The organism is Metapseudomonas cellulosilytica, assembly GCF_049334135.1.
GTDB lineage: Bacteria > Pseudomonadota > Gammaproteobacteria > Pseudomonadales > Pseudomonadaceae > Metapseudomonas.
In genome coordinates this window covers 60,575-82,557 of record NZ_JBHZGN010000016.1, presented here as the reverse complement: position 1 = coordinate 82,557, position 21,983 = coordinate 60,575, and the positions used below count along the sequence as shown (strand labels likewise).

20 protein-coding genes are annotated in these 21,983 nt (G+C 66.6%); 6 read left to right on the top strand and 14 right to left on the bottom strand.

The annotated features are described in order from the left end of the window. Positions 1-31 precede the first annotated feature (31 nt). Positions 32-931 carry a LysR family transcriptional regulator gene (locus tag ACFW0H_RS19895; protein WP_422915584.1) on the bottom strand — a complete coding sequence of 300 codons (900 nt, stop codon included), beginning with the start codon at positions 929-931 and terminating at the stop codon, positions 32-34. Between the two features lie 110 nt (positions 932-1,041). Between ACFW0H_RS19895 and ACFW0H_RS19890 the strand changes: the two genes are divergently transcribed. Beyond that, the gene (locus tag ACFW0H_RS19890; RefSeq protein ID WP_422915583.1) at positions 1,042-2,124 is read left to right on the top strand and encodes a polyamine ABC transporter substrate-binding protein; all 1,083 of its coding nucleotides are present in this window, start codon (positions 1,042-1,044) and stop codon (positions 2,122-2,124) included. Positions 2,125-2,184: 60 nt separating this feature from the next. Further along, positions 2,185-3,147: an agmatinase gene (speB, locus tag ACFW0H_RS19885; RefSeq protein ID WP_422915582.1), complete on the top strand. Its 963-nt coding sequence runs from the start codon at positions 2,185-2,187 to the stop codon at positions 3,145-3,147. Between the two features lie 157 nt (positions 3,148-3,304). On the opposite strand, the gene ACFW0H_RS19880 is transcribed toward speB, so the two are convergent. From ACFW0H_RS19880 to ACFW0H_RS19865, 4 genes are all read right to left on the bottom strand, one after another. Further along, entirely contained in the window at positions 3,305-4,864 is a 1,560-nt protein-coding gene (locus tag ACFW0H_RS19880) for an acyl CoA:acetate/3-ketoacid CoA transferase (RefSeq protein ID WP_422915581.1), read from the bottom strand. Positions 4,865-5,018: 154 nt separating this feature from the next. Further along, positions 5,019-6,407, bottom strand: a complete 1,389-nt coding sequence (locus ACFW0H_RS19875) for a GntP family permease (RefSeq protein WP_422915580.1) — start codon at positions 6,405-6,407, stop codon at positions 5,019-5,021. A gap of 365 nt (positions 6,408-6,772) precedes the next feature. After that, positions 6,773-8,236: a sigma-54 interaction domain-containing protein gene (locus ACFW0H_RS19870; RefSeq protein ID WP_422915579.1), complete on the bottom strand. Its 1,464-nt coding sequence runs from the start codon at positions 8,234-8,236 to the stop codon at positions 6,773-6,775. A gap of 317 nt (positions 8,237-8,553) precedes the next feature. Beyond that, positions 8,554-9,402 carry an EamA family transporter gene (locus ACFW0H_RS19865; RefSeq protein ID WP_422915578.1) on the bottom strand — a complete coding sequence of 283 codons (849 nt, stop codon included), beginning with the start codon at positions 9,400-9,402 and terminating at the stop codon, positions 8,554-8,556. A gap of 115 nt (positions 9,403-9,517) precedes the next feature. On the opposite strand from ACFW0H_RS19865, the gene ACFW0H_RS19860 reads away from it, so the two are divergent. Continuing rightward, complete coding sequence (locus ACFW0H_RS19860) at positions 9,518-10,381, top strand: LysR substrate-binding domain-containing protein (protein WP_422915577.1); 864 nt, start codon at positions 9,518-9,520, stop codon at positions 10,379-10,381. Between the two features lie 167 nt (positions 10,382-10,548). Here ACFW0H_RS19860 and ACFW0H_RS19855 read toward each other — a convergent pair whose 3' ends face one another. From ACFW0H_RS19855 to ACFW0H_RS19825, 7 genes are all read right to left on the bottom strand, one after another. Then, positions 10,549-11,211: a flavin reductase family protein gene (locus ACFW0H_RS19855; RefSeq protein ID WP_422915576.1), complete on the bottom strand. Its 663-nt coding sequence runs from the start codon at positions 11,209-11,211 to the stop codon at positions 10,549-10,551. A gap of 14 nt (positions 11,212-11,225) precedes the next feature. After that, entirely contained in the window at positions 11,226-12,725 is a 1,500-nt protein-coding gene (locus ACFW0H_RS19850; RefSeq protein ID WP_422915575.1) for an amidohydrolase family protein, read from the bottom strand. Next, positions 12,722-13,918: an amidohydrolase family protein gene (locus ACFW0H_RS19845; protein WP_422915574.1), complete on the bottom strand. Its 1,197-nt coding sequence runs from the start codon at positions 13,916-13,918 to the stop codon at positions 12,722-12,724. Before ACFW0H_RS19845 ends, ACFW0H_RS19850 begins: the two co-directional genes overlap by 4 nt. A 122-nt stretch (positions 13,919-14,040) precedes the next feature. Then, positions 14,041-15,093, bottom strand: coding sequence for an extracellular solute-binding protein (locus ACFW0H_RS19840; protein ID WP_422915573.1), 1,053 nt, complete (start codon positions 15,091-15,093; stop codon positions 14,041-14,043). Between the two features lie 49 nt (positions 15,094-15,142). Next, positions 15,143-15,934: an ABC transporter permease gene (locus ACFW0H_RS19835; RefSeq protein ID WP_422915572.1), complete on the bottom strand. Its 792-nt coding sequence runs from the start codon at positions 15,932-15,934 to the stop codon at positions 15,143-15,145. Continuing rightward, complete coding sequence (locus tag ACFW0H_RS19830; RefSeq protein WP_422915571.1) at positions 15,934-16,848, bottom strand: ABC transporter permease; 915 nt, start codon at positions 16,846-16,848, stop codon at positions 15,934-15,936. The genes ACFW0H_RS19835 and ACFW0H_RS19830 overlap by 1 nt, the downstream gene beginning before the upstream one ends. Before the next feature lies 1 nt (position 16,849). Continuing rightward, on the bottom strand, positions 16,850-17,938 hold the full coding sequence (locus ACFW0H_RS19825; protein WP_422915570.1) for an ABC transporter ATP-binding protein: 1,089 nt from the start codon (positions 17,936-17,938) through the stop codon (positions 16,850-16,852). 141 nt (positions 17,939-18,079) lie between these two features. On the opposite strand from ACFW0H_RS19825, the gene ACFW0H_RS19820 reads away from it, so the two are divergent. Next, positions 18,080-18,769, top strand: a complete 690-nt coding sequence (locus ACFW0H_RS19820) for a GntR family transcriptional regulator (protein WP_422915569.1) — start codon at positions 18,080-18,082, stop codon at positions 18,767-18,769. Between the two features lie 8 nt (positions 18,770-18,777). Continuing rightward, positions 18,778-19,515: an aspartate/glutamate racemase family protein gene (locus ACFW0H_RS19815; RefSeq protein ID WP_422915568.1), complete on the top strand. Its 738-nt coding sequence runs from the start codon at positions 18,778-18,780 to the stop codon at positions 19,513-19,515. Between the two features lie 140 nt (positions 19,516-19,655). Here the strand turns inward: ACFW0H_RS19815 and ACFW0H_RS19810 are convergent, their stop codons facing one another. Further along, complete coding sequence (locus tag ACFW0H_RS19810) at positions 19,656-20,126, bottom strand: BRO-N domain-containing protein (RefSeq protein ID WP_422915567.1); 471 nt, start codon at positions 20,124-20,126, stop codon at positions 19,656-19,658. 409 nt (positions 20,127-20,535) lie between these two features. On the opposite strand from ACFW0H_RS19810, the gene ACFW0H_RS19805 reads away from it, so the two are divergent. Next, positions 20,536-21,033, top strand: coding sequence for a DUF1543 domain-containing protein (locus tag ACFW0H_RS19805; RefSeq protein WP_422915566.1), 498 nt, complete (start codon positions 20,536-20,538; stop codon positions 21,031-21,033). Positions 21,034-21,096: 63 nt separating this feature from the next. On the opposite strand, the gene ACFW0H_RS19800 is transcribed toward ACFW0H_RS19805, so the two are convergent. Then, entirely contained in the window at positions 21,097-21,972 is an 876-nt protein-coding gene (locus ACFW0H_RS19800; RefSeq protein ID WP_422915565.1) for an SDR family NAD(P)-dependent oxidoreductase, read from the bottom strand. Between the last annotated feature and the right edge of the window lie 11 nt (positions 21,973-21,983).

The following is a 21,983-nucleotide window of genomic DNA, read 5'->3' as shown; positions in this document are numbered from 1 at the left end:
CACATCCAATCGCGAGTGAATTCGCACAGCCTCACGCTTCCCCGAATGCCGCCATCAGATCCTCCACAAACGCCACCTGCGCCTCGCTCGGCTGCCGTCCGCGGTGCGTCGTGAGGTGGAACTGCACGCGATAACCCGTCGCCTCCGGCAGCAGGGCGCGCAGCTGCCCGGCCGCCACCCAGGGCGCGGCGATATGTTCCGGCAGGTAGCCGATATGCGCCCCGGAAAGCACGAACGCCAGGCTGCACTCCACCTGCTCCGTGCGGGCGCTGCTGGGGCCGCTGGCGAAGGGTTGCCGGGCTTCCTCGAAGCGATAGGGATGCTGCACCAGGTCGCAGCCGGAGAGGTCCTCCAGGCTGACCTCGGCACGCTCGAACAGGGGATGGCCGACCCCACAGAACAGCCGCTGCTGCTCGCTGAACAAGGGCTGGTAGTCCAGCGCCGCCTGGCCACGGGAGAAGTAGCCGATGGCGAGATGGAGCTGGTCCTGCAACAGGCGCCGCTCCAACTCGGCGGGCATGGCGCTGATCAGCTCGAACTGCACCGCCTGGTTGCGCTGGCGGAAGCGCCCGATGGCCGCCCCCAGCCGCTGTAGTACCTGATCGTCCAGCGCTTCGGAGAGGCCGATGCGCAGCTCGCCGAGGAGCAGGTCGGCCATGCCCCGCGCTTCGCCCTTGAAGGTCTCGATGGCGCCGAACAGCTTGCGCGTGGCGGCCAGCACCTGCTCGCCCTTGGGTGTCAGGCGGAAGCCCGCCTTGCCGCGTTCGCAGAGGCGAAACCCCAGGCGCGTCTCCAGCTTGGCCATCTGCGTGCTGATGGTGGACTGACCGATGCCCAGTTCGCCCTGGGCCGCGCTGAAGCCGCCGCTCTCCACCACCGTGATGAAGATGCGCAGCAGTTGCAGGTCGAGGTCGTGAAGCTGGCTGAGCATGGCGGCACCAAACATTGATAGCGGTAGATGCCAAAGTAGAACACTTCATATTTATCCAACGCAAAGCCCGGCGCAGCATGGCTCCACCTGCAATCCCCCAGGAGCCCATCATGCGTTTCCCCTTGCTGCTTGCCGCCCTGTTCGCCTGCTCGTTGCCCGTGCATGCCGAAGACAAGGCGCTGAACCTCTACAGCTGGTCCGCCTACATCCCCGAGAAGGCCCTGCAAGGCTTCAAGGCGCAGAGCGGCATCGAGGTGAAATACGACATCTTCGACAGCGCCGAAGCCCTGGACGCCAAGCTGCTCACCGGCGGCAGCGGCTATGACGTGGTCTTTCCCGCCAGCAGCGGCCTGGCCCGCGCCATCCAGGCGAAAGCCGTGCAGCCGGTGCAGCGGGAACGGCTGAAGAACTTCGCCAACCTCGACCCCGAACTGCTGGCCAAGCTGGCCACCGTCGATCCGGACAACCGCTTCGGCGTGCCCTACACCTGGGGCACCGTGGGCCTGGGGATCAACAAGGACGCGGTGACCAAGCGCATTCCCGATGCGCCGCTGAACAGCCTCGACCTGCTGTTCAAGCCCGAGTACGCCAGTCGCCTGAAGGACTGCGGCATCGCCGTGATCGACTCGCCCCAGGAAGTGATCAGCATCGCCTTGCACTACCTCGGCAAGGACCCCTACAGCACCGACAAGGCCGATCTCAAGGCGGTGCAGGAACTCTTCGCCCAGTTGCAGCCCAATGTCCGCTACGTCGGTGCCGGCAAGCACATCAACGACCTGGCCAAGGGCGAGATTTGCCTGGCGCTGACCTACAACGGCGATGCCGCCATCGCCGCTGACCAGGCCCGCCAGGCAAAAATGCCGTTCGAGGTGATCTACCGCATCCCCCGCGAAGGCACCCTGATCTGGTTCGACACCATGGTCATCCCCGCCGATGCGCCGCATCCCGAGGCCGCCCACGCCTTCATCGACTACATGCTGCGCCCCGAGGCCATCGCCGAACTCACCAACACGCAGTTCTTCGCCAACGCCAACCAGGCGGCCAAGCCGCTGCTGGCGCCCGAGGTGGCCGGCGACCCGGACATCTACCCGAGCAAGGAGGTGCGCGACCGCCTGTTCGGCGAACAGATCCAGTCCCTCAAGGACCAGCGCGCGCGCACCCGCCTCTGGACCAGTTTCCGCACCCAGTATTGAAACCCTCACCCGACCCCTCTCCCTGCAGGGAGAGGGGAGACAATCGACGGAGCCCGAAAAATGGAACACGCCTTCGACAACGACCAGGCCATCACTCGCGACAGCCTCTACGGCACCGCCGCCGAATCCACCTATGCCGGTATCACCAGCTTCATGCGCCGGCGCTACAGCCGCGACCTGCGCGGCGTGGACCTGGTGGTGAGCGGCGTGCCCTTCGACACCGCCACCACCAACCGCCCCGGCAGCCGCTTCGGACCGCGCGCCATCCGCGCCGCTTCCGTGCAGATGGCCTGGGCCCGCCATTACCCCTGGGAGTTCGACCCCTTCGACCACCTGGCGGTGATCGACTACGGTGACTGCGCCTTCGACCACGGCGTGCCGCAGCAAACCCCGGAGCTGATCCAGGCCCACGCCGCGCGCATCCTCGAATCCGGCGCGGCCATGCTCACCCTGGGCGGCGATCACTTCATCAGCTACCCGCTGCTCAAAGCCCACGCGGCCAAGCACGGCCCGCTGTCGCTGATCCACTTCGACGCCCACAGCGACACCTGGCCGGACGAAGAGGTCAAGCGCATCGACCACGGCACCATGTTCTACCACGCTGCCCGCGAGGGCCTGGTGGACCCGGCGCGCTCGGTGCAGGTGGGCCTGCGCACCACCAACGACGACGTGATGGGTTTCCAGGTGCTGGACGCCCGCGAGGTGCACCGCCATACCCCGGAGCAGATCGCCGAGCGCATCCGCGCGCGGGTGGGCGACAACCCGGTCTACCTGACCTTCGACATCGACTGCCTGGACCCAGCCTTCGCTCCTGGCACGGGCACCCCGGTGTGCGGCGGGCTGTCCAGCCATCAGGCGCTGGAGATTCTCCGTGGCCTGCGTGGCATCAACCTGGTGGGGATGGATGTGGTGGAAGTGGCGCCGCCCTATGACAACGCCGAAGTCACCGCGCTGGCCGGCGCGACGCTGGCGATGGAAATGGTCTGCCTGTATGCGGCGCGGCATAAGTTGGGGATGCGCTGAAGGCCTGCGTAGGGTGGAAATCGCTTTTCATTTCCACCATTCGGCGTTCGGCTGGGCCGCGAATGGTGGACCGGTGAAGCGTGGTCCACCCTACGATTATCCGGTGCGAACAAAAAGACGCGGGCCCAGGACGAGCCCGCGTTTTCACGCACGAAACTCAAACAGGCTGAATCAGGTGGCGTAACCCAATACGCCCCTCGCGAAACAGCCGCGCATCCATCAACTTCGGTTCCCGCACGATGGGGCGGAAATCCATTCGCTCAAGGATGTCCCGCTCCAGGTCCACGCCCGGGGCGATCTCGATCAGCTCCAGCCCTTGCGTGGTCAGGCGGAACACGCAGCGCTCGGTGACATAGAGCACCGGCTTGCCCGACTCGGCCGCCAGGCGCCCGGAGAAGGTGCGGTGTTCTACCTCACGGACGAACTTGCGTACTTCACCATCCTGGACGATACGCAGGGCGCCGTCCTCGATGCGGATGTCCTGCTCGCCCGCGCTGAAGGTGCCGACGAAGACCACCGCCTTGGCGTTCTGACTGATGTTGATGAAACCGCCGGCGCCGGCCAGGCGGCTGCCGAAGCGGGACACGTTGAGATTGCCCTCGGCGTCGGCCTGGGCGAGACCCAGGAAGGCGATATCCAGCCCGCCGCCGTCGTAGAAGTCGAACTGATAAGGCTGGTCGATCAGTGCGCTGTGGTTGCTCGCCGCGCCGAAGTCCAGGCCGGAGGCAGGCACGCCGCCGATCACGCCGGGTTCGGCGGTCAGCGTCAGCAGGTCGATCACCCCTTCCTCGGCGGCCACCGCCGCCACCCCTTCGGGCATGCCGATACCGAGGTTCACCACCGCCCCCGGTGGCAGCTCCAGGGCGGCGCGGCGGGCGATCAGCTTGCGCAGGTCCAGCGGCATCGGCGCCAGGCTATCGACCGGCACCCGCACCTCGGCGGCGAAGGCCGGGTTGTAGGCCGTGGCGAAGGTCTGCTGGTGGTTTTCCGGCTGCGCCACCACCACGCAGTCGACGAGGATGCCGGGCACCTTCACCTGGCGCGGATTGAGCGAACCGCGCGATACCACCCGCTCCACCTGGGCGATCACCAGGCCACCGGAATTGCGCGCGGCCATGGCGATGGCCAGGCTCTCGATGGTCAGCGCCTCGCGCTCCATGGTCAGGTTGCCGTCCTCGTCGGCGCTGGTGGCGCGGATCACCCCGACATGGATGGGGAAGGCCTTGTAGAACAGGTAGTCCTCGCCCTCGATGGGCATGCGCCGCACCAGCTCCTCGGTGGTCCGCGCATTCAGCTTGCCGCCGCCGAACTCGGGGTCGACGAAGGTCCCCAGCCCCACTCGGGACAACTGCCCTGGCTTGCCCGCGGCGATATCGCGGAACAGCTGCGAGATCACCCCTTGGGGCAGGTTGTAGGCCTCGATGCGGTTCTCCACGGCGAGCTTCTGCAGCCCCGGCACCAGGCCCCAGTGGCCACCGATCACCCGCCGCACCAGGCCCTCGTGGGCCAGATGGTTGAGCCCCCGGCCCTTGCCGTCGCCTTGCCCGGCCGCATACACCAGGGTCAGGCCGCGCGGAGCTTGTTCGGCCTGGAACCGCTGCTCCAGGGCGATGGCGATCTCCTCGGCGAAACCGATGCCGACGAAGCCGCCGGTGGCCAGGTTGGCGTTGTCCGGAATCCGCGCCACGGCTTGGGTGGCGCTCATCACTTTGCTCATGGTTGTCCTCGAGCGATGCAAACAGGGTGTGAAGACTGTAGGGGCGAATTCATTCGCCATGCAGGACAGCGTCCTGCCCTGGGGCCTTGCAGGGGGCCGCTGCGCGACCCTTGGCGAATGAATTCGCCCCTACAAGAAGTAGCCGGGTCCTGCATCAGAAACTGCCGAACGCGGTCCCCAGCACGATCACCAGCACCAGCGGCACCACCGGGAACAGGGCGCTGGTCATGAATACGTATTTATAGGAGTCACGGTGGGTCAGTTTGCAGATCGCCAGCAGGGTGATCACCGCGCCGTTGTGCGGCAGGGTGTCGAGGCTGCCGGAGGCGAGGGCGGCGACCCGGTGCAGCAGTTCGGGGCTGATGCCGGCGGCGTTGGCCATTTCCAGGTACTGCGCGCCCAAGGCCTTGAGGGCGATGGACATGCCACCGGAGGCCGAGCCGGTGATGCCGGCCAGGGCGCTGACGGTCAGGGCCTCGGACACCAGGGGGTTGCCCGGCGCCACGTTCAGCAGGGAATCGCGGATCACCACGAAGCCGGCCAGCGAGGCGATCACGCTGCCGTAGCCCACTTCGGAGGCAGTGTTGAGCACCGGCAGCATGGCGCCGAAGGTGCCGTCATTGACGCTCTTCTTCAGGTTGGTCCAGCGCCGCCAGTGCAGCACCACCAGCAGCAGGATCGCTGCGGTCAGGGCGATGATGATGGCCCAGATGCCGATCAGCGACTTGGCGTCCTGCAGGCCGCCGAACTCCGGTTTGGCCAGGTAGCTGGTGTCGACGCCGGGCAGGTAGACCTTGGCCATCAGGAAATTCAGCACGATGACCACCAGGATCGGCAGCAGCGCCAGCCAGAATCCGGTGCTCGGCTGGGTGGCCTGCCCGTGCGGGTCGTCGGCGTGGTCGCCGTAGCCTTCGCCTGCGGCGATCAGCTTGCGTGCCTCGCTGCCGAGCCACCAGGAACCGAGGGCGAAGATCACCACACCGGCCAGCAGGCCGAGGCCCGGCGCCGCGAAGGTGTCGGTACCGAAGAAAGGGATCGGGATGGCGTTGGTGATGGCCGGGGTGCCGGGCAGGGCGGTCATGGTGAAGGTGAAGGAGCCCAGGGCGATGGCGCCCGGCAGGATGCGCTTGGGAATCCCCGCTTCGCGGAACAGCGCCGCGCCGATGGGATAGACCGCGAAGGCCACCACGAACAGCGAGACCCCGCCGTAGGTGAGGATGCCGCAGGCGAGCACTATGGCCAGCACGGCGCGGGAGCTGCCGATGGTGCTGACGATACCGTGGGCGATGGCCCGCGCCGAGCCGGAGTCGTCCATCAGCTTGCCGAAGATGGCGCCGAGCATGAACAGCGGGAAGAACTGGATCAGGTAGCCGCCCAGGGCCTTCATGAAGACCTGGGTGTAGGTCGGCAGCAGCATGGCCGCATCGCCGGCGCAGAGCACCGCAAGCAGGGCCAGCAAGGGCGCGAGGAGCAGCACGTTGATGCCGCGGTAGGCGAGGTACATCAGCAGAGCGAGGGAAAGCAGGATACCTAGGGTGCCCATGGGGACTTCCTTCTTGTTGTTGTCTGCCGCCGCGTCGGGGCGGCGTGTGGAAGCGGTAGAGCGAAAGGTGTGCCAAACGAGTAGGAGAAGGCGTGGAATGGCTCTGAGACGGGCTTTTACGGGGATGGCGAGGCTTTATGGATGGAAAGGGTTTGTCCAACTTTATGGACGATGTCCAGTTTTCTGGTCGGGCTGGGGAAGAAGGTGTCCAAAAATTTGGACGACCAGGCGCGCTCAGTCTGTAGGGGCGAATTCATTCGCCAAGCAGGCCGAAGGTCTGCCCATCAACCTTGCAGTGGGCAGCTGCGCTGCCCTTGGCGAATGAATTCGCCCCTACAGGGAACCTCCCGCCCGCGCCGTCGGGATCAGAGGCCGTGGGTCTGCAACTTGTTGTACAGGCTGGCCCGGGCGATGCCGAGGCGCTCGGCGGCCTGGGTGCGATTGCCGTTGCAGGCGGCCAGGGCGGCGAGGATGGCCTGGCGTTCGGCGGCGGCCAGGCTGTCGGCCAGGGGGCGGACCTCTCCCGTGCAGGGCGCCGAAATTGGAGCAGGCGCGGTCGCGGGGGCGGCGGCCGGCAACGGGTCCACCAGCAGGGTCCGCAGGGCGTCGGCGGCGAGCGGGCCGGTGTCGCTCAACATCTGCGCCCGCTCCAGCAGGTTGCGCAGCTCGCGCACATTGCCCGGCCAGGGCTGGGCCTGGAGCAGCGCCAGGGCGTCCGTGGCCAGTTCCAGGGGCGCCTGGCCGGAGCGGCTGGCGATATCGTCCAGCAGGTGCTCGATCAGCCCCGGCAGATCCTCGCGCCGTTCCCGCAGGGGTGGCAGGCGCAAGGCCAGGACATTGAGGCGGTAGTAGAGGTCTTCGCGGAACTGCCCGGCGGCCACCTTGGCTTCCAGGTCCACGTGGGTGGCGGCGATCACTCGCACGTTCAGCGCCTTCACCTGGTTGGAACCGAGCGGCTCCACTTCCTGCTCCTGCAACACACGGAGCAGCTTGGCCTGCAGGGGCAGCGGCAGGTCGCCGATCTCGTCGAGGAACAGGGTGCCGCCGTCGGCCAGCTCGAACTTGCCGGCGCGGGCGCGCTTGTCGGCGCCGGTGAAGGCGCCGGGAGCGGTGCCGAACAGCTCGGCCTCCACCAGGGATTCCGGGATGGCCGCCACGTTCACCGCCACGAAGGGCCCGTTGGCCCGCAACGACAGGTTGTGGATGCCCTGGGCCAGCAGTTCCTTACCGGTGCCGGTCTCGCCGCGCAGCAGTACCGTGGCGTCCAGCTGCGCGGCGCGGCGGGCCTGGCGCTTCACCTCGCTGGCGGCGGCGCTGGCGCCGATGAAGCCGGCGATGGTGTAGCGGGCGCGGCGGGCCTTGGCCAGTTCGCGATGGGCGGCGGCCAGTTGGGTCTGCAGCTGGTTGTACTTGGCCATGACCGGCTGCAGGTGGCGCGCGCGGTCGAACAGCACGAAGCCCAGGGCGCCCACCAGGGTGCCGTCTTCATCGCGCAGGGGGATGCGGGTGACCACGAAATGCTCGTCGCCGAAGGCCATCAGGTCGAGCATGCTCGGCTGGCCGTTCTGCACCACTTCGCGCAGGCGGCTGGCCGGCAACACGGCCTCGATTTCCTTGCCGAGCACGCTGCGCGGATCCCTGATGCCGATCTTTTCGGCGTACTTGTCGTTGATCCAGACGATCCGCGCCTGGCGATTCACCGCGATGGTGCCTTCGCACTGGGCGTTCAGGTGGTCGAACAGCAGCGGCATGGCCACTTCGCGGAAACGCTCGGGGGACACGCCGATGACCAGGCCGTGCTGGTCGATGTCTTCGCTGGCAATGGGCATGGCGGGGGCATCCGGCTGAAACATCAGGCGGCGATTATGGCGGTGTGTCCCGACGGACGCCTAGCCTGGCCAAGCGGCAGGAGCGGCACGGCCCTGTAGGTGGGTGCGGGCCACGCTGGTCTGAGCGAAGCGAAGCCCAACGATCCGGGCATCGATCCCGCCTGTTGGGCCTCGCAGGCTCGGCGCCAACCTACGATGGGCGCAGATTCGTGGGATGGGTGGAGCTTGCGATACCCATCGAGCGGAGCGTCCGGCATTGATGGGTATCGCTCCGCTCCACCACATCCTACGGAACGCGGTTTGCACTGTGCCGGGCCTCAATCCACCATCTTGATCAGCAGGATGCCGGCGGTGACCACGCAGGCGGCGAAGATGCGGCGGATGCCGAAGGGTTCCTTGAACACCAGGCTGGCGATGATGGCGGCGATGATCACGCTGCTTTCGCGCAGGGCGGCGACCTTGGCCACGTTGTCCAGGGTCATGGCGAACAGCACCAGGCCGTAGGCCACGCAGTAGTTGAAGCCGCCGAACAGGCCGATGCGCCAGTTTTCGCGGGCGAAGCGCAGCACCAGCGGGCCACGGCGCATCCAGGCGATCAGCGGGATGGTCATGCTCTGCATCAGCGTCAGGTAGACCACGAACTGCAGCACGCTGTCGGCGCGGCGCACCCCCTGGGCATCGATCAGGGTGTAGAGCGCCACCCCGGCGCCGGCCAGCGCCGCACAGCCCAGGGCCTTGAGGGCGTGGGATTCGAGGCGGGTGGAGAGCAGGCTGAGGATGCCGGCGGAAATCAGCACGATGCCCAGCAGCATGGCGCCGGAGAGATGTTCGCCGAACACCAGCCCGGCGCACAGCGCCACCAGCAGCGGCGGCAGGCCCCGTACCACCGGGTAGACCTGGCCGAAATCGCCATGGTGGTAGGCGCGGATCAGCAACAGGCGATAGAGGGTGTTCACCAGCACCGAGAGGCCGATCAGCCCCCACACCACCAGGGGCGGCGGGCCCACCAGGGGCAGCAGGGCGATGCTGAAGCAGAAGGCCACGCCGTCCACCAGCGCCATGGAGGCGAGACGATCGCTGCCGGCCTTGATCACCGCATTCCAGCTGGCGTGCATCAGGGCCGAGAGCAGGACCACCAGGGTGGCGAGATCGTTATCCGACAACACGTGAAAATCCTCGCCACTGGGGGCTGTAAGCGTGGTGGATAGGGTGCTGCCGGGCTATCCATCATTCAAATCGTTTATCGTTATCCGTTGAATAAGTCCCACTGATGGGGTGGCCATGAATCTCTTCCAGCTCCGTGCTTTCGATGCGGTGGTCCGCGAGGGCAGTTTCACCCGCGCCGCTGAGCGCCTGTGTATCAGCCAGCCGGCGGTGACCGGGCATATCAAGGCGCTGGAGGAGCACTACCAGGTGCGCTTGTTGCGGCGTTCCGCGCGCCAGGTGGAACCCACCGAACTGGGCCGGCGCCTGGCCGCCATCAGCCACCAGCTGTTCGCCCTGGCGGAACAGGCCGAGGACCTGCTGGACGCCAGCCGTGCCCTGGAATCCGGCCGTCTCGACCTCGCCGCCGACAGCCCGCACCTGGTGATGCCGCTGCTGGCGCGGATGCGTGAGCGCCATCCGGGCGTGACCATCAACCTGCGCCTGGGCAACACCCAGGAAACCCTGACGGCACTCAACGGCGAGCGGGTGGACCTCGCGCTGATCAGTGACATGACCGAGCGCCCCGGCCTGCGCCTGCAAGCCATTGGCGAGGCGCGGCTGTGCTTGCTGGTGCCGGCGGCGCACCCCTGGGTTGGGGCGCGCAAGGATGTGGGATTGCAGGAGCTGCACGGTGAGGTGCTGTTGCAGCGAGAGCCTGCGTCCCTCACCCGCCGCACCTTCGAGAAGGCCTGCGGCGAGCAGGGCCTGGAATTGCGCGCGGCGCTTGAACTGAACAGCCGCGAGGCGGTGATCGAGGCGGTGGCGGCGGGGCTCGGGGTGAGCATCGTGTATTCGCTGGAAGCGCCGCGTGATCCACGGGTGGTGGCATTGCCGCTGAAGGGCGAAGGGCTGGTCAGCCGGCACTATCTGGCGTGTCTGGAGAGCTATGCGGAGTTGCGGGTGGTGAGGGCGTTCTTCGAGGTGGCCGAAGAGATGTAGGCCGGGCGAAGTGACTGTAGGGGCGAATTCATTCGCCAAGGACAGCGCAGCTGTCCCGTAGGGTGGATGACGCTCTTTTCATCCACCAGCGATGTCCCGTCGAGCCTCGCATGGTGGACCGGTGAAGCGTGGTCCACCCTACACATGCGCCAAGTCCCAGCGTCCCTTCAGGCCTGCTCCGGCCACACCCTCTCCCCACCCCCCGGCTGCTCCTTCCACGCCTGCAACGAGCGCGTCGGCAGATCGAAATACTCCCGCGTGCGCGCATAGCCATGGCCGCCCATGCGGCCGATGGCATCCAGGCCGAGCTGGTCGATGTAGAGGGTCTCCGGGTCGATCAGGTCTTCGCGTACATGGGCCATCAGTACTTCGCCGAGGATGATCTCCCGCGACTGGCCGATGGACAGGCCCATCATCCGCCGGCATTCCAGGGCCACCGGTGCCTCACCGATGCGCGGGCAGCCCACGCGGCTGCCGGGGATGGCGGTGAGGCCGGCGGCGAGCAGTTCGTCGAAGCCCGGCTCGAAGGGCACGGCGCAGACGTTCATGGCTTCCACCAGGGCGTCGTTGACGATGTTCACGGTGAATTCCTGGTTCAGCAGGGCGTTGCGCGTGGTGTCCTTGGGGCTGAGGTCGGCGTGGTTCTCCACCCCCAGGGCGAGGATCGGCGGGTCGGCGGAGAGGGCGTTGAAGAAGCTGAAAGGCGCTGCGTTGGCGCGGCCCTCGGCGTCCACCGTGGTGACCAGGGCGATGGGCCGGGGCACCACGCTGCCGATGAGGATCTTGTATTTCTCGCGGGGGCCCAGTCGGGCGAAGTCGAAGCTCAGCATGGCATGTTCCCTTGTCATTTCTCGGTCGGGCTGGCGAGGGCGCAGAGCGGGCGTTCTGCACTCCAGGCATCGGCGAAGGGGATGGCCGGCTGGAACAGGCCGCGCCAGTCGGGGTGGCCGAAGGCACGGTCGGCGTGGCTCTGCATCAGCCTGTGGAACTGGCGCTGGGCCTGTTGCTGCAGTGCCGGGTAGTCCACGCCTTTCACCTGTCCGTCCTGCATCACGCAGCGGCCGTCGATCCAACTGGCGACGCAGTCGTCGCCACGGCCGGCGAGGATCAGGTTCTTCAGCGGGTCGAACAGCGGCCCCAGGTGCAGGCCGTCGAGGCTGAATACCGTGATGTCCGCCTTCGCCCCCGGCGCCAGGCGGCCCAGGTCGTCGCGGCCGAGGGCCTTGGCGCCGCCGAGGGTGGCGGCGTTGTAGAAGTCGAGGGCGCTGGTGCCGCTATTGCCGCCTGCCTTGATGCGGGCGATGTTCAGGCCCTGGCGCATGTTGTCCAGCAGGTCCGCTGGCCAGGTGTCGGTGCCCAGGGCGAAGTTGATGCCCTGGGCGCGGTAGCGGCCGAAGGCATCCAGCGCCTCGCCGTCGCGGGCGAAGACCACCGGGCAGTGGACCAGGCTGGAGCCGCTGTCGGCCAGGCGCGCGAGGTCGTCGTCGCCGTCGATGTAAATGCCGTGGGGCAGCACCGCCCGTGGGCCGAGCAGGTCGAGGTGCTCCAGCCAGGCCAGCGGCGCCTGGCCGCGCAGCTGCTTCACCAGCGCCACTTCGCCCAGGCCCTGGCAGCAGTGCAGGCGCACCGGGGCGGCCAGTTCGCGGGACAGGGCGGCGGTGCGCTGCAGCAGGGCCGGGGTACAGGTCTGGATGCGGTCGGGCAGCAGGGCACCACGGATCAGGCCGCCGTGGCTGCCGTCGAAATCGCGGAAGAAGCGCTCGGCGGCCTCCAGCCCGGCCAGGCCGCGCGCTTCGTCCCAGTACTCGTCAAGGCTGCCGTCGGCCCGCAGGTACTGCATGCCGCTCATGTAGCAGGGCCCGAGGTAGGTGCGCAGGCCCAGTTCGGCGGCTACGCCGGCCACGGCGGCGAATTCCTCGTAGGTCTCCGCCCACTCGCGGTAATACATGGAGGTGATCGGCATGGCCGTGGTGATGCCGTTGCGGATCAGCTGGGTGAAGGCGTAGCGGTACTTGAAGACTTCCTCCTCGAAGCTGTAACTCTCTTTTGGCCCCCGGGCGAGGTACTCCGCCGACCACATGCGACCCATGGCGCGTTCGTCGCCGTTGTCCAGGCAGAGCACGGTGGAGTCGAGGTCACCGAGGGCGTCCAGGTCGATGAGGCCGGGGCCGAGCAGGGCGTTGCCGTAGTCGATCCACTGGTCCACCGGGCCGGGAAAACCCCGGCCGACGAAGAGCACGCGCGAGCCCTCGATCACGACTTCGCCGTCGCGCCAGAGCACATGGCGCTGGCCGTCGAAGCCGACCACACAGCCGGCCTTGAGGCCGATGCGCGGCGCGCTCACAGGCGGCTCTCCAGCAGTCGGCCCCGCTCGGCGATCAGCTTGCCGGCGCGATAGACCTGACGCTGCGGGCGCGCGACCACGGCTTCGCCGAGGCTTTGTGCGTCCATCAGCAGGAAGTCCGCCGGACCGCCGATGGTCAGGCCATGGCCCTGGATTCCGAGGGCCCTGGCGCCGTTCAGGCTGGCGGCGTCGAAGGCGGCGGCCAGTTCCTCGTCCTTGTTCAGGTCGAAGCGGAAGGCCAGCAGCATCGAGCGTTCCAGCATGTCGCCATTGCCCATGGGCGACCAGGCGTCGCGGATGCCGTCCGAGCCCAGGCAGAGGTTCACCCCCGCTTCGTGCAGGGCGAGGAAAGGCGGCACGGGGCAGTCGGCGGGGGCCGAACTCATCAGCGAGATGTTCAGTGCGACGAGGCGTTCGGCCAGCGGTTTCACCTGGCTCCAGGGCGCCATGCCCAGGCAGTAGGCGTGGCTGATCATCACCCGGCCCTGGCGATTGAAGCGCTCGGTGTAGTCGGCGATGCGGGCGATCTGCCAGAGACCCAGCTCGCCCTTGTCGTGCAGGTGGATATCCACGCCCCGGTCGAACTCGGCGGCGAGCTTGAAGACGATATCGAGCTGGGCGATGGGGTCGTTATCGATGCCGCAGGGGTCGAGGCCGCCGACGTTTTCCACGCCCAGGCCGAGCGCCTCGCGCATCAGCTCGGCGGTGCCGGGGCGGCTGACCAGCCCGGTCTGTGGGAAGACCACCAGTTCCAGGTCGATCAGGTCGCGGTAGCGCTCGCGCAGGACCTGCATGGCTTCGACGTGGCGCAGGCCGAATTCGGGGTCGATATCCACATGGCAGCGCATGGTCAGCGAACCACGGGCGATGCAGTTTTCCAGCAGGGCGCCGGCGCGTTCGGCGATGGGCGCGGTCACCTCACGCAGCACGCGGCGCTCGTTGGCGATGTAGTCCTTCAGCGTCGGGCCGGCGCTGTTGGGGCGCCAGGGTTGGCCCCAGAGGGTCTTGTCCAGGTGGATGTGGCTTTCCACCAGGGCGCAGGTCATCAGCTGGCCGGCGCCGTCGATCTCGCCGGCGGCCAGCGGAGTGTCACTGGCCGGGCGGCGCTCGGCGAAGGTGCCGTGCTGGATAAGGAAGTCTTCGGCCACGCCGCCGAAGGGGCGGACATTGCGCAGCCAGTTGGTTTCAGCCATGGGAACCTCTGAATCGATTGGGAAGGTCCCGGTAGGGCGGGCTTCAGCCCACCATCAGATTCTCCAGGGAGCATCGTCGGTGGGCTGAAGCCCACCCTACGGGAGTGTCGAGCGGCCTTGCATCAGCCTTTGAGCTTGGACCAGATGCGGTCCTGCAGCTCCCGGGCCTGGTTGCTGCACGCCTTCTCCGGGCGCAGGCGCTCGGCGAACTCGTCGGGCATGTTGATGGCGTCCATCACCTTCCACTTCTTGTCCAGCAGGGCGTCGCTATCGATGCCGTTGGCGTAGGCGATGGCGTTGGACACGGCGGCGGCGTTCTCCGGCTTCATCATCCAGTCGATGAACACCTTGGCGTTGCCCGGGTGCGGCGCGCTTTTCGGCACGGCGAAGTTGTCCTGGAACATGGCCACGCCTTCACGCGGGTAGACGTACTTGATGGTGCTCTTCTGCAGGGTGGCGCGGGCGGTGGAGCCGTTCCAGTTCTGCATCATGATCACTTCGCCCGAGGCCATGCGGTCCACGGTGTTGTCGGAGCTGTACATCTTCAGGAAGGGCTTCTGCTTCTGCAGCAGTTCGAGGATGCGCTTGGCGTCCTGCGGGTTTTCGGTGCATTCGTCCACGCCCAGGTAATGGCTGGCGGCGTTGATCACGCTGCTGGGGGTATCCAGCGCGGCGACCTGGCCCTGCAGCTCGGGGCGCGGTTCGAAGAACTCTTTCCAGGAGTCATCCAGCTTGCCGCCCGGTACCCGTGCGCTGTCGTACGAGAAGCCGGTGGTGCCCCAGAGGTAGGGCGCCGAGTACTTGCGGCCGGGGTCGAAGTCCGGGTTGCGGAAGGCTGGCTTCACGTGGGCGAAGTTCGGCAGGCTGGGGGAGTCGATTTCCTGCAGCAGGTTCTGCTCGATCAGGGTGCGCATGATCGAGTGCGACGGCACGATGACGTCGTAGCTGGCGCCGCCGGCCTGCAGCTTGGCCAGCAGGGTCTCGTTGCTGTCGTAGCCGTCCATGGTGACCTTGATGCCGGTCTCCTTCTCGAACTTGGCCAGCAGTTCCACCGGGTAGTAGTCGGTCCAGTTGTAGAAGAACAATTCCTTTGGCTCGTCCGCCTGGGCGGCGGTGGCGGCGAAACAGCTGAGGGCGAATCCGGCTACCCCATGACGCAATGCTTTCAACTTCATTGTTTTTCTCCGGGTTGAATAACAGGGTTGGGCAGTGGTGGAACAAGCTTCAGGCGGTGGGCTTGCCTCGCTGGCCGAGCCAGTAGGAGAGCACCACCAGGACGATGGAGATCACCAGCATCAGGGTGGAGATGGCGTTGATCTCGGGGGTCACCCCAGCCTTGATGGCCGAGAAGATGTAGACCGGCAGCGTGGTCGAGCCGGGGCCGGCGACGAAGAAGGTCATGATGAAGTCGTCCAGGCTGACCACGAACGCCAGCACCGCGCCGGACAGCACCGCCGGGAACAGCAGCGGCAGGGTGACGCGGCGGAAGGTGTGGAAGGGGTTGGCGTAGAGGTCGTTGGCCGCTTCCAGCAGGCTCTTGTCCAGGTCGTTCAGGCGTGCACGGATCGGCAGGTAGGCGAAGGGGATGCAGAAGCCGATGTGGGCGACGATCACCGTCATCAGGCCGAGCTTGATGCCGAGCGACATGAACAGCAGCAGGGTGGCTACGGCCGTCACGATCTCCGGGAGGATCAGCGGCAGGTTGATCCCGCCTTCCACCATCTTCTGCCCATAGAACGGCTTGTAGGTGGCCAGCGCCGCCAGCAGGGCGATGGCGGTGGCGCAGACGGTGGCGATGCCGGCAACGATGATCGAGTTCAGCGCCGCCGCCTGGATCGAGGGGTTGGCGAGGATGCGCCCGTACCAGGCGAAGGAGAACTCGGTCCACACCGTAGCGGTGCGGTTGGCGTTGAAGCTGTAGGCGATCAGCACCAGGATCGGCAGGTACAGGTAGGCCAGGACCAGCAGGCTGGTTTCGCGGGTCAGCGGCAGCTTCTTCAGGTGGTTGGCGATCATCAGCGGGCTCCCTGGCGGACGGCCTTGGCGGCCTTTTTGGCGTAGAGGGCGTAGAGCACCAGGGCCAGCAGCATCAGCCCGAGCAGGAGGAAGGACAGCGAGCTGCCCAGCGGCCAGTTGCGCGCGGTGCCGAACTGCTGCTGGATCAGGTTGCCGATCATCAGTGTCTTGCCGCCGCCGAGGATGGCAGGGGTGATGAAGGCGCCGAGGCTCGGCACGAACACCAGCAGCGAACCGGCCACCACGCCCGGCATGGACAGCGGCAGGATCACCCGGCGCAGCGCCTTCCAGCGGTTGGCGCCGAGGTCATAGGCGGCTTCCACCAGGCGCCAGTCGAGCTTCTCCAGGGTGGAGTAGATCGGCAGGATCATGAACGGCAGGAAGCTGTAGACCAGCCCCACCACCACGGCGAAATCGTTGTACAGCAGGGTGATGCCGCCGGCCTGGGGGAACAGGGCATTGAGGCTCTGGGCCAGCCAGCCGTGCTCGCGCAGGATGATCAGCCAGGCGTAGTTGCGGATCAGCAGGTTGGTCCAGAAGGGGATGGTGATCAGCAGCACCATGATGTTGCGCGAGCGCTCGCTGAGGCTGGTCATCCACAGGGCCACGGGGAAGCCGAAGAGGAAGCACAGCAGGGTGTTGCCGCCGGCCTGCAGCACCGAGCGCAGCAGGGCCTGGGCGTAGACCCAGTTGAGTTCCAGGTTGCCGTCGAAATCCTCCTGGAAGAACAGCTGCACGTAGCTCTGCCATTGCCAGTCGGCGCTCCAGTCGACACCGCCGTAGAGGTTGCGTGGCAGCAGGCTGATGTAACCCATGATGCCGAGCGGAATGGCGATCAGGCAGAGCAGGGTGAGCAGCACCGGCGACAGCAGCAACAGCCGGTTGAGGCTGGGGGAGGTGGCGCTGACGCTCATCTCAGGCCTCCATCAGCAGGCAGGCGTGGGGCGGCAGGTGCACCGCCACGCTCGAACCCACGGCACGGGCGCTGGTGGCGCCCTCGTTGCTTTCCCGCAGCATCACCTTCACGTCATTGGCCAGGCGGCACTGGTAGAGCGTGGCGGTGCCGACGTAGAGCACGGCCTCGACCACACCGCGCAGGTGATGTGGCTCGGACGGGTCCACCAGTTTCGAACGCTCGGGGCGGAAGGCCAGTTGGGCCCTGCCGGCGCGGGCGTCGGTATCGACAGAGCAGGGGATTTCCACCGGGATGCCGTCGGGGCGGAACAGGTTGCCGTTCTGCGTGCACTGGCGCAGCTGGCCGGGGAGGAAGTTGATATCGCCGATGAAGTGGGCGACGAACTTGTGCTGCGGGCGTTCGTAGATCTGGTTGGGGGTGCCGATCTGCAGGATCTTGCCGCTGGACATCACCGCGATGCGGTCGGAAAGGGTCAGGGCCTCTTCCTGGTCGTGGGTGACGAAGATGAAGGTGATGCCGGCCTCCTGCTGCACGCGTTTCAGCTCCACCTGCATTTCCTTGCGCAGCTTGAGGTCCAGCGCCGACAGCGGTTCATCCAGCAGCAGCACGTCGGGTTTCGGCGCCAGGGCGCGGGCCAGGGCGACCCGTTGCTGCTGGCCGCCGGAGAGTTCGGCGGGGCGGCGACGCGCCAGGTGTTCCATCTGCACCAGGGCCAGCATCTCCTTGACCCGCACGGGAATGGCGCCGCGCTCCAGGCCCTGCATCTCCAGGCCGAAGGCGATATTCTCGGCCACGCTCATGTGCGGGAAGAGCGCGTAGCTCTGGAACACGGTGTTGACCCGGCGCCGGTAGGGCGGCAGTTCGTCCACGCGTTGGCCGCCGATTTGGATGGAGCCGGAAGTGATCTGCTCGAAACCGGCGATGGAGCGCAGCAGGGTGGTCTTGCCGCATCCCGAGGGGCCGAGGAGGGTGAAGAACTCGTTGTGACGGATGCTCACCGAGACGTCGTCGAGTGCCGGCGCCACTTCGGGGTCATCGGTGTAGCGCTTGCTGACGCGTTGCACCTCGATGGAGGACGTTTGCTTCATAATGGTGCATTCCTCTTGTTTTTGTATGCAAAAATTGAATGCAATCTAGAAATACTCGGATTATGCTGACAACGCAACCGGGTTTTTCCGCCCACTCGTTTCCGGCGGAATCAGGTTGCGAACGCATTTAGGGAGTCACGAATGGCAGACAAGAAGCTGGAAACCACGGTGGATCGCGTCTACCAGGGGGTTTACCAGGCCATCAGCAACCGCTCGCTGCGGCCCGGCATGAAACTGGGCGAGTCGTCGCTGGCGGAGCTGTTCAACGTCAGCCGCACCTCGGTGCGCGCCGCGCTGAAGCAGCTTGAGGCCGATGGCCTGGTCTCCACCGAACCGAACAAGGGGGCCTGGGTGTCCCTGCCCAGCGATGAGGAAATCCGCTCTCTGTTCGAAACCCGGCGGCTGATCGAGATCGGCGTCGTCACCGAGCTCTGCCGGCGGCGGGACAGCGCGGCCATGCAGGACCTGCGCGAGCACTTGCTGCTGGAGGAAGAAGCCCGGCGCAACCATGATCACCAGCGCTTGATCCACCTGCTCGGCGAATTCCACATCAAGCTGGCCCAGGCGCTGAACAACCCGGTGCTGCTGGACTGGTTCCGCAAGCTCATCTCCCGCGCTTCGCTCTTTGCGGCGGCGCTGGACGACGAGCGCCACGACGCCTGCCGCGACGACGAACACCTGCGCCTGATCGAGTTCATCGAGGCCGGCAACCAGAACGCCGCCATCGAGCTGACCTGTTTCCACCTCGCCGCCATCGAGACCGCCATCGTCGAATCGGCCGGCAAGCTCAAGGCCAGTTACCACCCGCTGAAGCACCTGATCGAGACCTGACCTCGGCCATGAAAATCCAGCTGATCAACCCGAACACCAGCGCCGCCATGACCGCCAGCCTGGCTGAAGCGGCGCGGCCCCTGCTGCGCCCCGGCAACCAGTTGCTGGCGGTGACCAATAGCGCCGGGCCGGCCTCCATCGAAGGCCACTACGACGAGGCCCTCAGCGTGCCCGGGTTGCTCCAGGCGATCCGAGACGGTGAGCGGGAAGGGGCCCAAGGCCACGTGATCGCCTGCTTCGGCGACCCCGGCCTGCTGGCGGCGCGGGAGATCGCCCGGCACCCGGTGATCGGCATCGCCGAGGCGGCCATGCATCTCGCCACCTGGGTCGCCACCGGCTTCAGCATCGTCACCACCCTGGGCCGCACCAAGGTTATCGCCCGTCATCTGGTGGAGCGCTACGGCTTCCACCAGCATTGCCGCGGCATCCACGCCGTGGAGATTCCGGTGCTGGCACTGGACGAGGACCCGCAGGGCCTGCATCGCATCATGCGCGCAGCCTGCCTGGAGGCATTGGAACGCGACGCGTCCGGCGCCATCGTCCTCGGCTGCGCGGGCATGAGCCACCTTGCCAATGGGTTGCAGGAAGAACTGGGCGTGCCGGTGATCGACGGCGTCAGCGCCGCGTTGAAGATGGTGGAAATGCTGGGGGAGCTGCGCCTGTCCACCAGCAAGCGCGGCGACCTGGATTTTCCCCTGTCCAAGCCTTATGCGGGGTTTCTGCGAGGCTTCGCGGTCGGGGCCTGATGCGCGCCTAATCCTCGGGGCAGTTCAATCCTGTAGGGGCGAATTCATTCGCCAAGCAGGCCGCAGGCCTGCCCCGGGATGTGTCAGGGGGCAGCTGCGCCGCCCTTGGCGAATGAATTCGCCCCTACAAAGTGTTCTGCCTATGGCTGCAGCGTTTGGCCCTTCCCCTCGAACAACTCCGCCACATCCGCTACCCGCACCCAACTCCGCCCCTGCCACTCCATCAGGCTGTACTCCTTCCCCTGCCACGCCACCCGGCGTTGCCTGGGGAGTTGCGGATTGGCCGCCGAACGCAGGCCGGTCACCACCTCGCCGGTGAACCACTGCCGCAAGGCGCGGTGTTCGGGGTGGTAGAAATTCACCCGCAGCAGCTCGCAGACGGCGCTTTCGCTGAACAGCAACTCCTGCTCGACGTCACCCTGGTGGTTCTCCAGGCGCTCGTGGCGCCATTGGTCCGGGTCCAGCTTGCGGGTCAGGCGGTCATCGATGTGGCAGTTGGTCAGTGGGCCCAGGTCGCGGGCCACCACCCAGGCCTGATCGTCGATCAGCAGGGCGCGCAGCGCGCGGTGATGGCGGTGGAAGACGGTGGGAACGTAATAGTCGTGGGACATGTGCAGACTCCTTCCTGGTATCGGGGAGCCGCCACCTGATCCTTGGTGTTTAAGGGTGGCGGACCGTACGAGGTGTGGAATACCGGCGCATCGGAAAACCGGTGGGCTTGCGCCCCCCTCGCACGGTCCGCCATAGACGGCCAGCGTCATCGAATAAGACTTCCATTCGCTGACCCTGCTTATGGCGCTTGTGCTTTTTCCGAGCCTCGAGATTCCACTCCCGGTCACACCCGCGGGCATGACGGTGGGAGACGCTACAGAGCGGCCCTGTAGGCCAGCAATGACCAGCCGCAGTAGGAATTCTCGGAAGAAGAGGGGCGCTGAATCACCTCATTGCCAGTGCTAAAATCTCCGGCCTCGCTATGTACGGATCTATATAGCGTCAAGCCGTAATACCAAGGAGATAGGCATGTTGTTCGTAGTGATGCTGGGAGGGCGACACCCGCGCGCCAAGATCGAAGTGCACGACGTGGTGTTCGCCGTTGCGGATGACCTTGAAGGCACGTATTCGCAATTGCGTGACGGCTGGTTCGGCAGCCCCACCGGTATGCACATCGATTCCTGGATGGCGGTGGACGGCGTCGAGGGCTACCGGGTGACCTTCTCCGACCAGGCCCCCGCCGCCGGCGACCCGCGCCTTTTCTTCATCAACCTCGGCGGTTACGAAATCGGCATCTTCGGCGAGGCCCACCACTACCTGCTGGTGGTCGCCCGTGACAAGGCCGAAGCCAAGGCCAAGGGCAAACGCCAGTTCGCCACCCTGCACTGGGACAAGCCCCACACCGACAACCTTATTGATGTGGACGACTGCATCCCGCTGGATTGCCTGGCCGGGCGCTATGTGCACCTGGTGGAAGGAACGAACGCGGGGATCGAGCACGGCAGCGATTACATCGTGCTCTCGTGACCATCGGCGCGGAAACGCAACAGCCGCGCAATGCGCGGCTGCTGAGCAAAACCTGGCCGATCGTCAGCCCGACACGGCCTCGATGCCGGGGTGCGCATAGGGCGGCAGGACAGGGGCCGGCAAGGTCGCGCGCCCGTCCAGGGAGTGGACGGTCAGCCCGGCGGAGAGCGGGAAGTGCAGGCTGTGGGTGAGCAGCCCTGTACGCTCCCGGGCGGGCAGATGACAGAGCGCCAGCGCCGTCTCGGCCAGGTACTCCACCCGCTCGGTGGGGTACTCGGCCGGGATGTAGCGGGCGGCACCCGGCGTGAGGATCGCGGTGCTCGGCGCAACCAGGTTGACCGCAATGTTGTCGGCCTCCAGCTCGGCGGCCAGCCCCTGGGTGAAGCGCGCCAGGGCCGCCTTGGCCGCGGCATAGACGCTGATGCCACCCAGCCGGGCGAAGTCGTCGTAGGGCTTGAGGGGCGGCAGGGCGGTGACCGAGCCGAGGTTGACTATCCAGCCGGCGCCGCGTTGGCGCATCAGGGGGATGGCGGCCTTGCTGAGTGCAAAGGGAATGCGCAGGTAGTGGTCCAGCGTGCGTTCGTAGACATCCAGCGGCATGTCCTCCACGCGGCTGTAGTCCGCCACTCCGGCATTGTTCACCAGGATGTCCAGCCCGCCTGCCAGCTGCGCGGCGCGTGCCGGCAGCGCATCGCGCTCGGCCGCGTTGCATAGGTCAACGGCGAGCGGGATGGCGCGGCCACCAGCCGCTTCGATCAGGGCCACGGTTTCGGCCAGCGTTCCGTTCATGCTCGCCGAGTGCTCCAGGCTGCGCGCCGCGACCACCACTGTGGCGCCTGCGGCGGCAAGACGCTGGGCAATGGCGCGGCCGATGCCGCGGCTGGCGCCGGTCACCAGTGCGACCTTGCCGGCGAGTTCGGGCTTGCGGGGATGGGGCATGGTTCATCTCC

What these genes read in the sequence shown, in the direction of transcription:
- ACFW0H_RS19895 (WP_422915584.1), bottom strand. Translation starts at nt 931, where the DNA reads ATGCTCAGCCAGCTTCACGACCTCGACCTGCAACTGCTGCGCATCTTC.
- ACFW0H_RS19890 (WP_422915583.1), top strand. Translation starts at nt 1,042, where the DNA reads ATGCGTTTCCCCTTGCTGCTTGCCGCCCTGTTCGCCTGCTCGTTGCCC.
- speB (WP_422915582.1), top strand. Translation starts at nt 2,185, where the DNA reads ATGGAACACGCCTTCGACAACGACCAGGCCATCACTCGCGACAGCCTC.
- ACFW0H_RS19880 (WP_422915581.1), bottom strand. Translation starts at nt 4,864, where the DNA reads ATGAGCAAAGTGATGAGCGCCACCCAAGCCGTGGCGCGGATTCCGGAC.
- ACFW0H_RS19875 (WP_422915580.1), bottom strand. Translation starts at nt 6,407, where the DNA reads ATGGGCACCCTAGGTATCCTGCTTTCCCTCGCTCTGCTGATGTACCTC.
- ACFW0H_RS19870 (WP_422915579.1), bottom strand. Translation starts at nt 8,236, where the DNA reads ATGCCCATTGCCAGCGAAGACATCGACCAGCACGGCCTGGTCATCGGC.
- ACFW0H_RS19860 (WP_422915577.1), top strand. Translation starts at nt 9,518, where the DNA reads ATGAATCTCTTCCAGCTCCGTGCTTTCGATGCGGTGGTCCGCGAGGGC.
- ACFW0H_RS19855 (WP_422915576.1), bottom strand. Translation starts at nt 11,211, where the DNA reads ATGCTGAGCTTCGACTTCGCCCGACTGGGCCCCCGCGAGAAATACAAG.
- ACFW0H_RS19845 (WP_422915574.1), bottom strand. Translation starts at nt 13,918, where the DNA reads ATGGCTGAAACCAACTGGCTGCGCAATGTCCGCCCCTTCGGCGGCGTG.
- ACFW0H_RS19840 (WP_422915573.1), bottom strand. Translation starts at nt 15,093, where the DNA reads ATGAAGTTGAAAGCATTGCGTCATGGGGTAGCCGGATTCGCCCTCAGC.
- ACFW0H_RS19835 (WP_422915572.1), bottom strand. Translation starts at nt 15,934, where the DNA reads ATGATCGCCAACCACCTGAAGAAGCTGCCGCTGACCCGCGAAACCAGC.
- ACFW0H_RS19830 (WP_422915571.1), bottom strand. Translation starts at nt 16,848, where the DNA reads ATGAGCGTCAGCGCCACCTCCCCCAGCCTCAACCGGCTGTTGCTGCTG.
- ACFW0H_RS19825 (WP_422915570.1), bottom strand. Translation starts at nt 17,938, where the DNA reads ATGAAGCAAACGTCCTCCATCGAGGTGCAACGCGTCAGCAAGCGCTAC.
- ACFW0H_RS19820 (WP_422915569.1), top strand. Translation starts at nt 18,080, where the DNA reads ATGGCAGACAAGAAGCTGGAAACCACGGTGGATCGCGTCTACCAGGGG.
- ACFW0H_RS19815 (WP_422915568.1), top strand. Translation starts at nt 18,778, where the DNA reads ATGAAAATCCAGCTGATCAACCCGAACACCAGCGCCGCCATGACCGCC.
- ACFW0H_RS19810 (WP_422915567.1), bottom strand. Translation starts at nt 20,126, where the DNA reads ATGTCCCACGACTATTACGTTCCCACCGTCTTCCACCGCCATCACCGC.
- ACFW0H_RS19805 (WP_422915566.1), top strand. Translation starts at nt 20,536, where the DNA reads ATGTTGTTCGTAGTGATGCTGGGAGGGCGACACCCGCGCGCCAAGATC.
- ACFW0H_RS19800 (WP_422915565.1), bottom strand. Translation starts at nt 21,972, where the DNA reads ATGCCCCATCCCCGCAAGCCCGAACTCGCCGGCAAGGTCGCACTGGTG.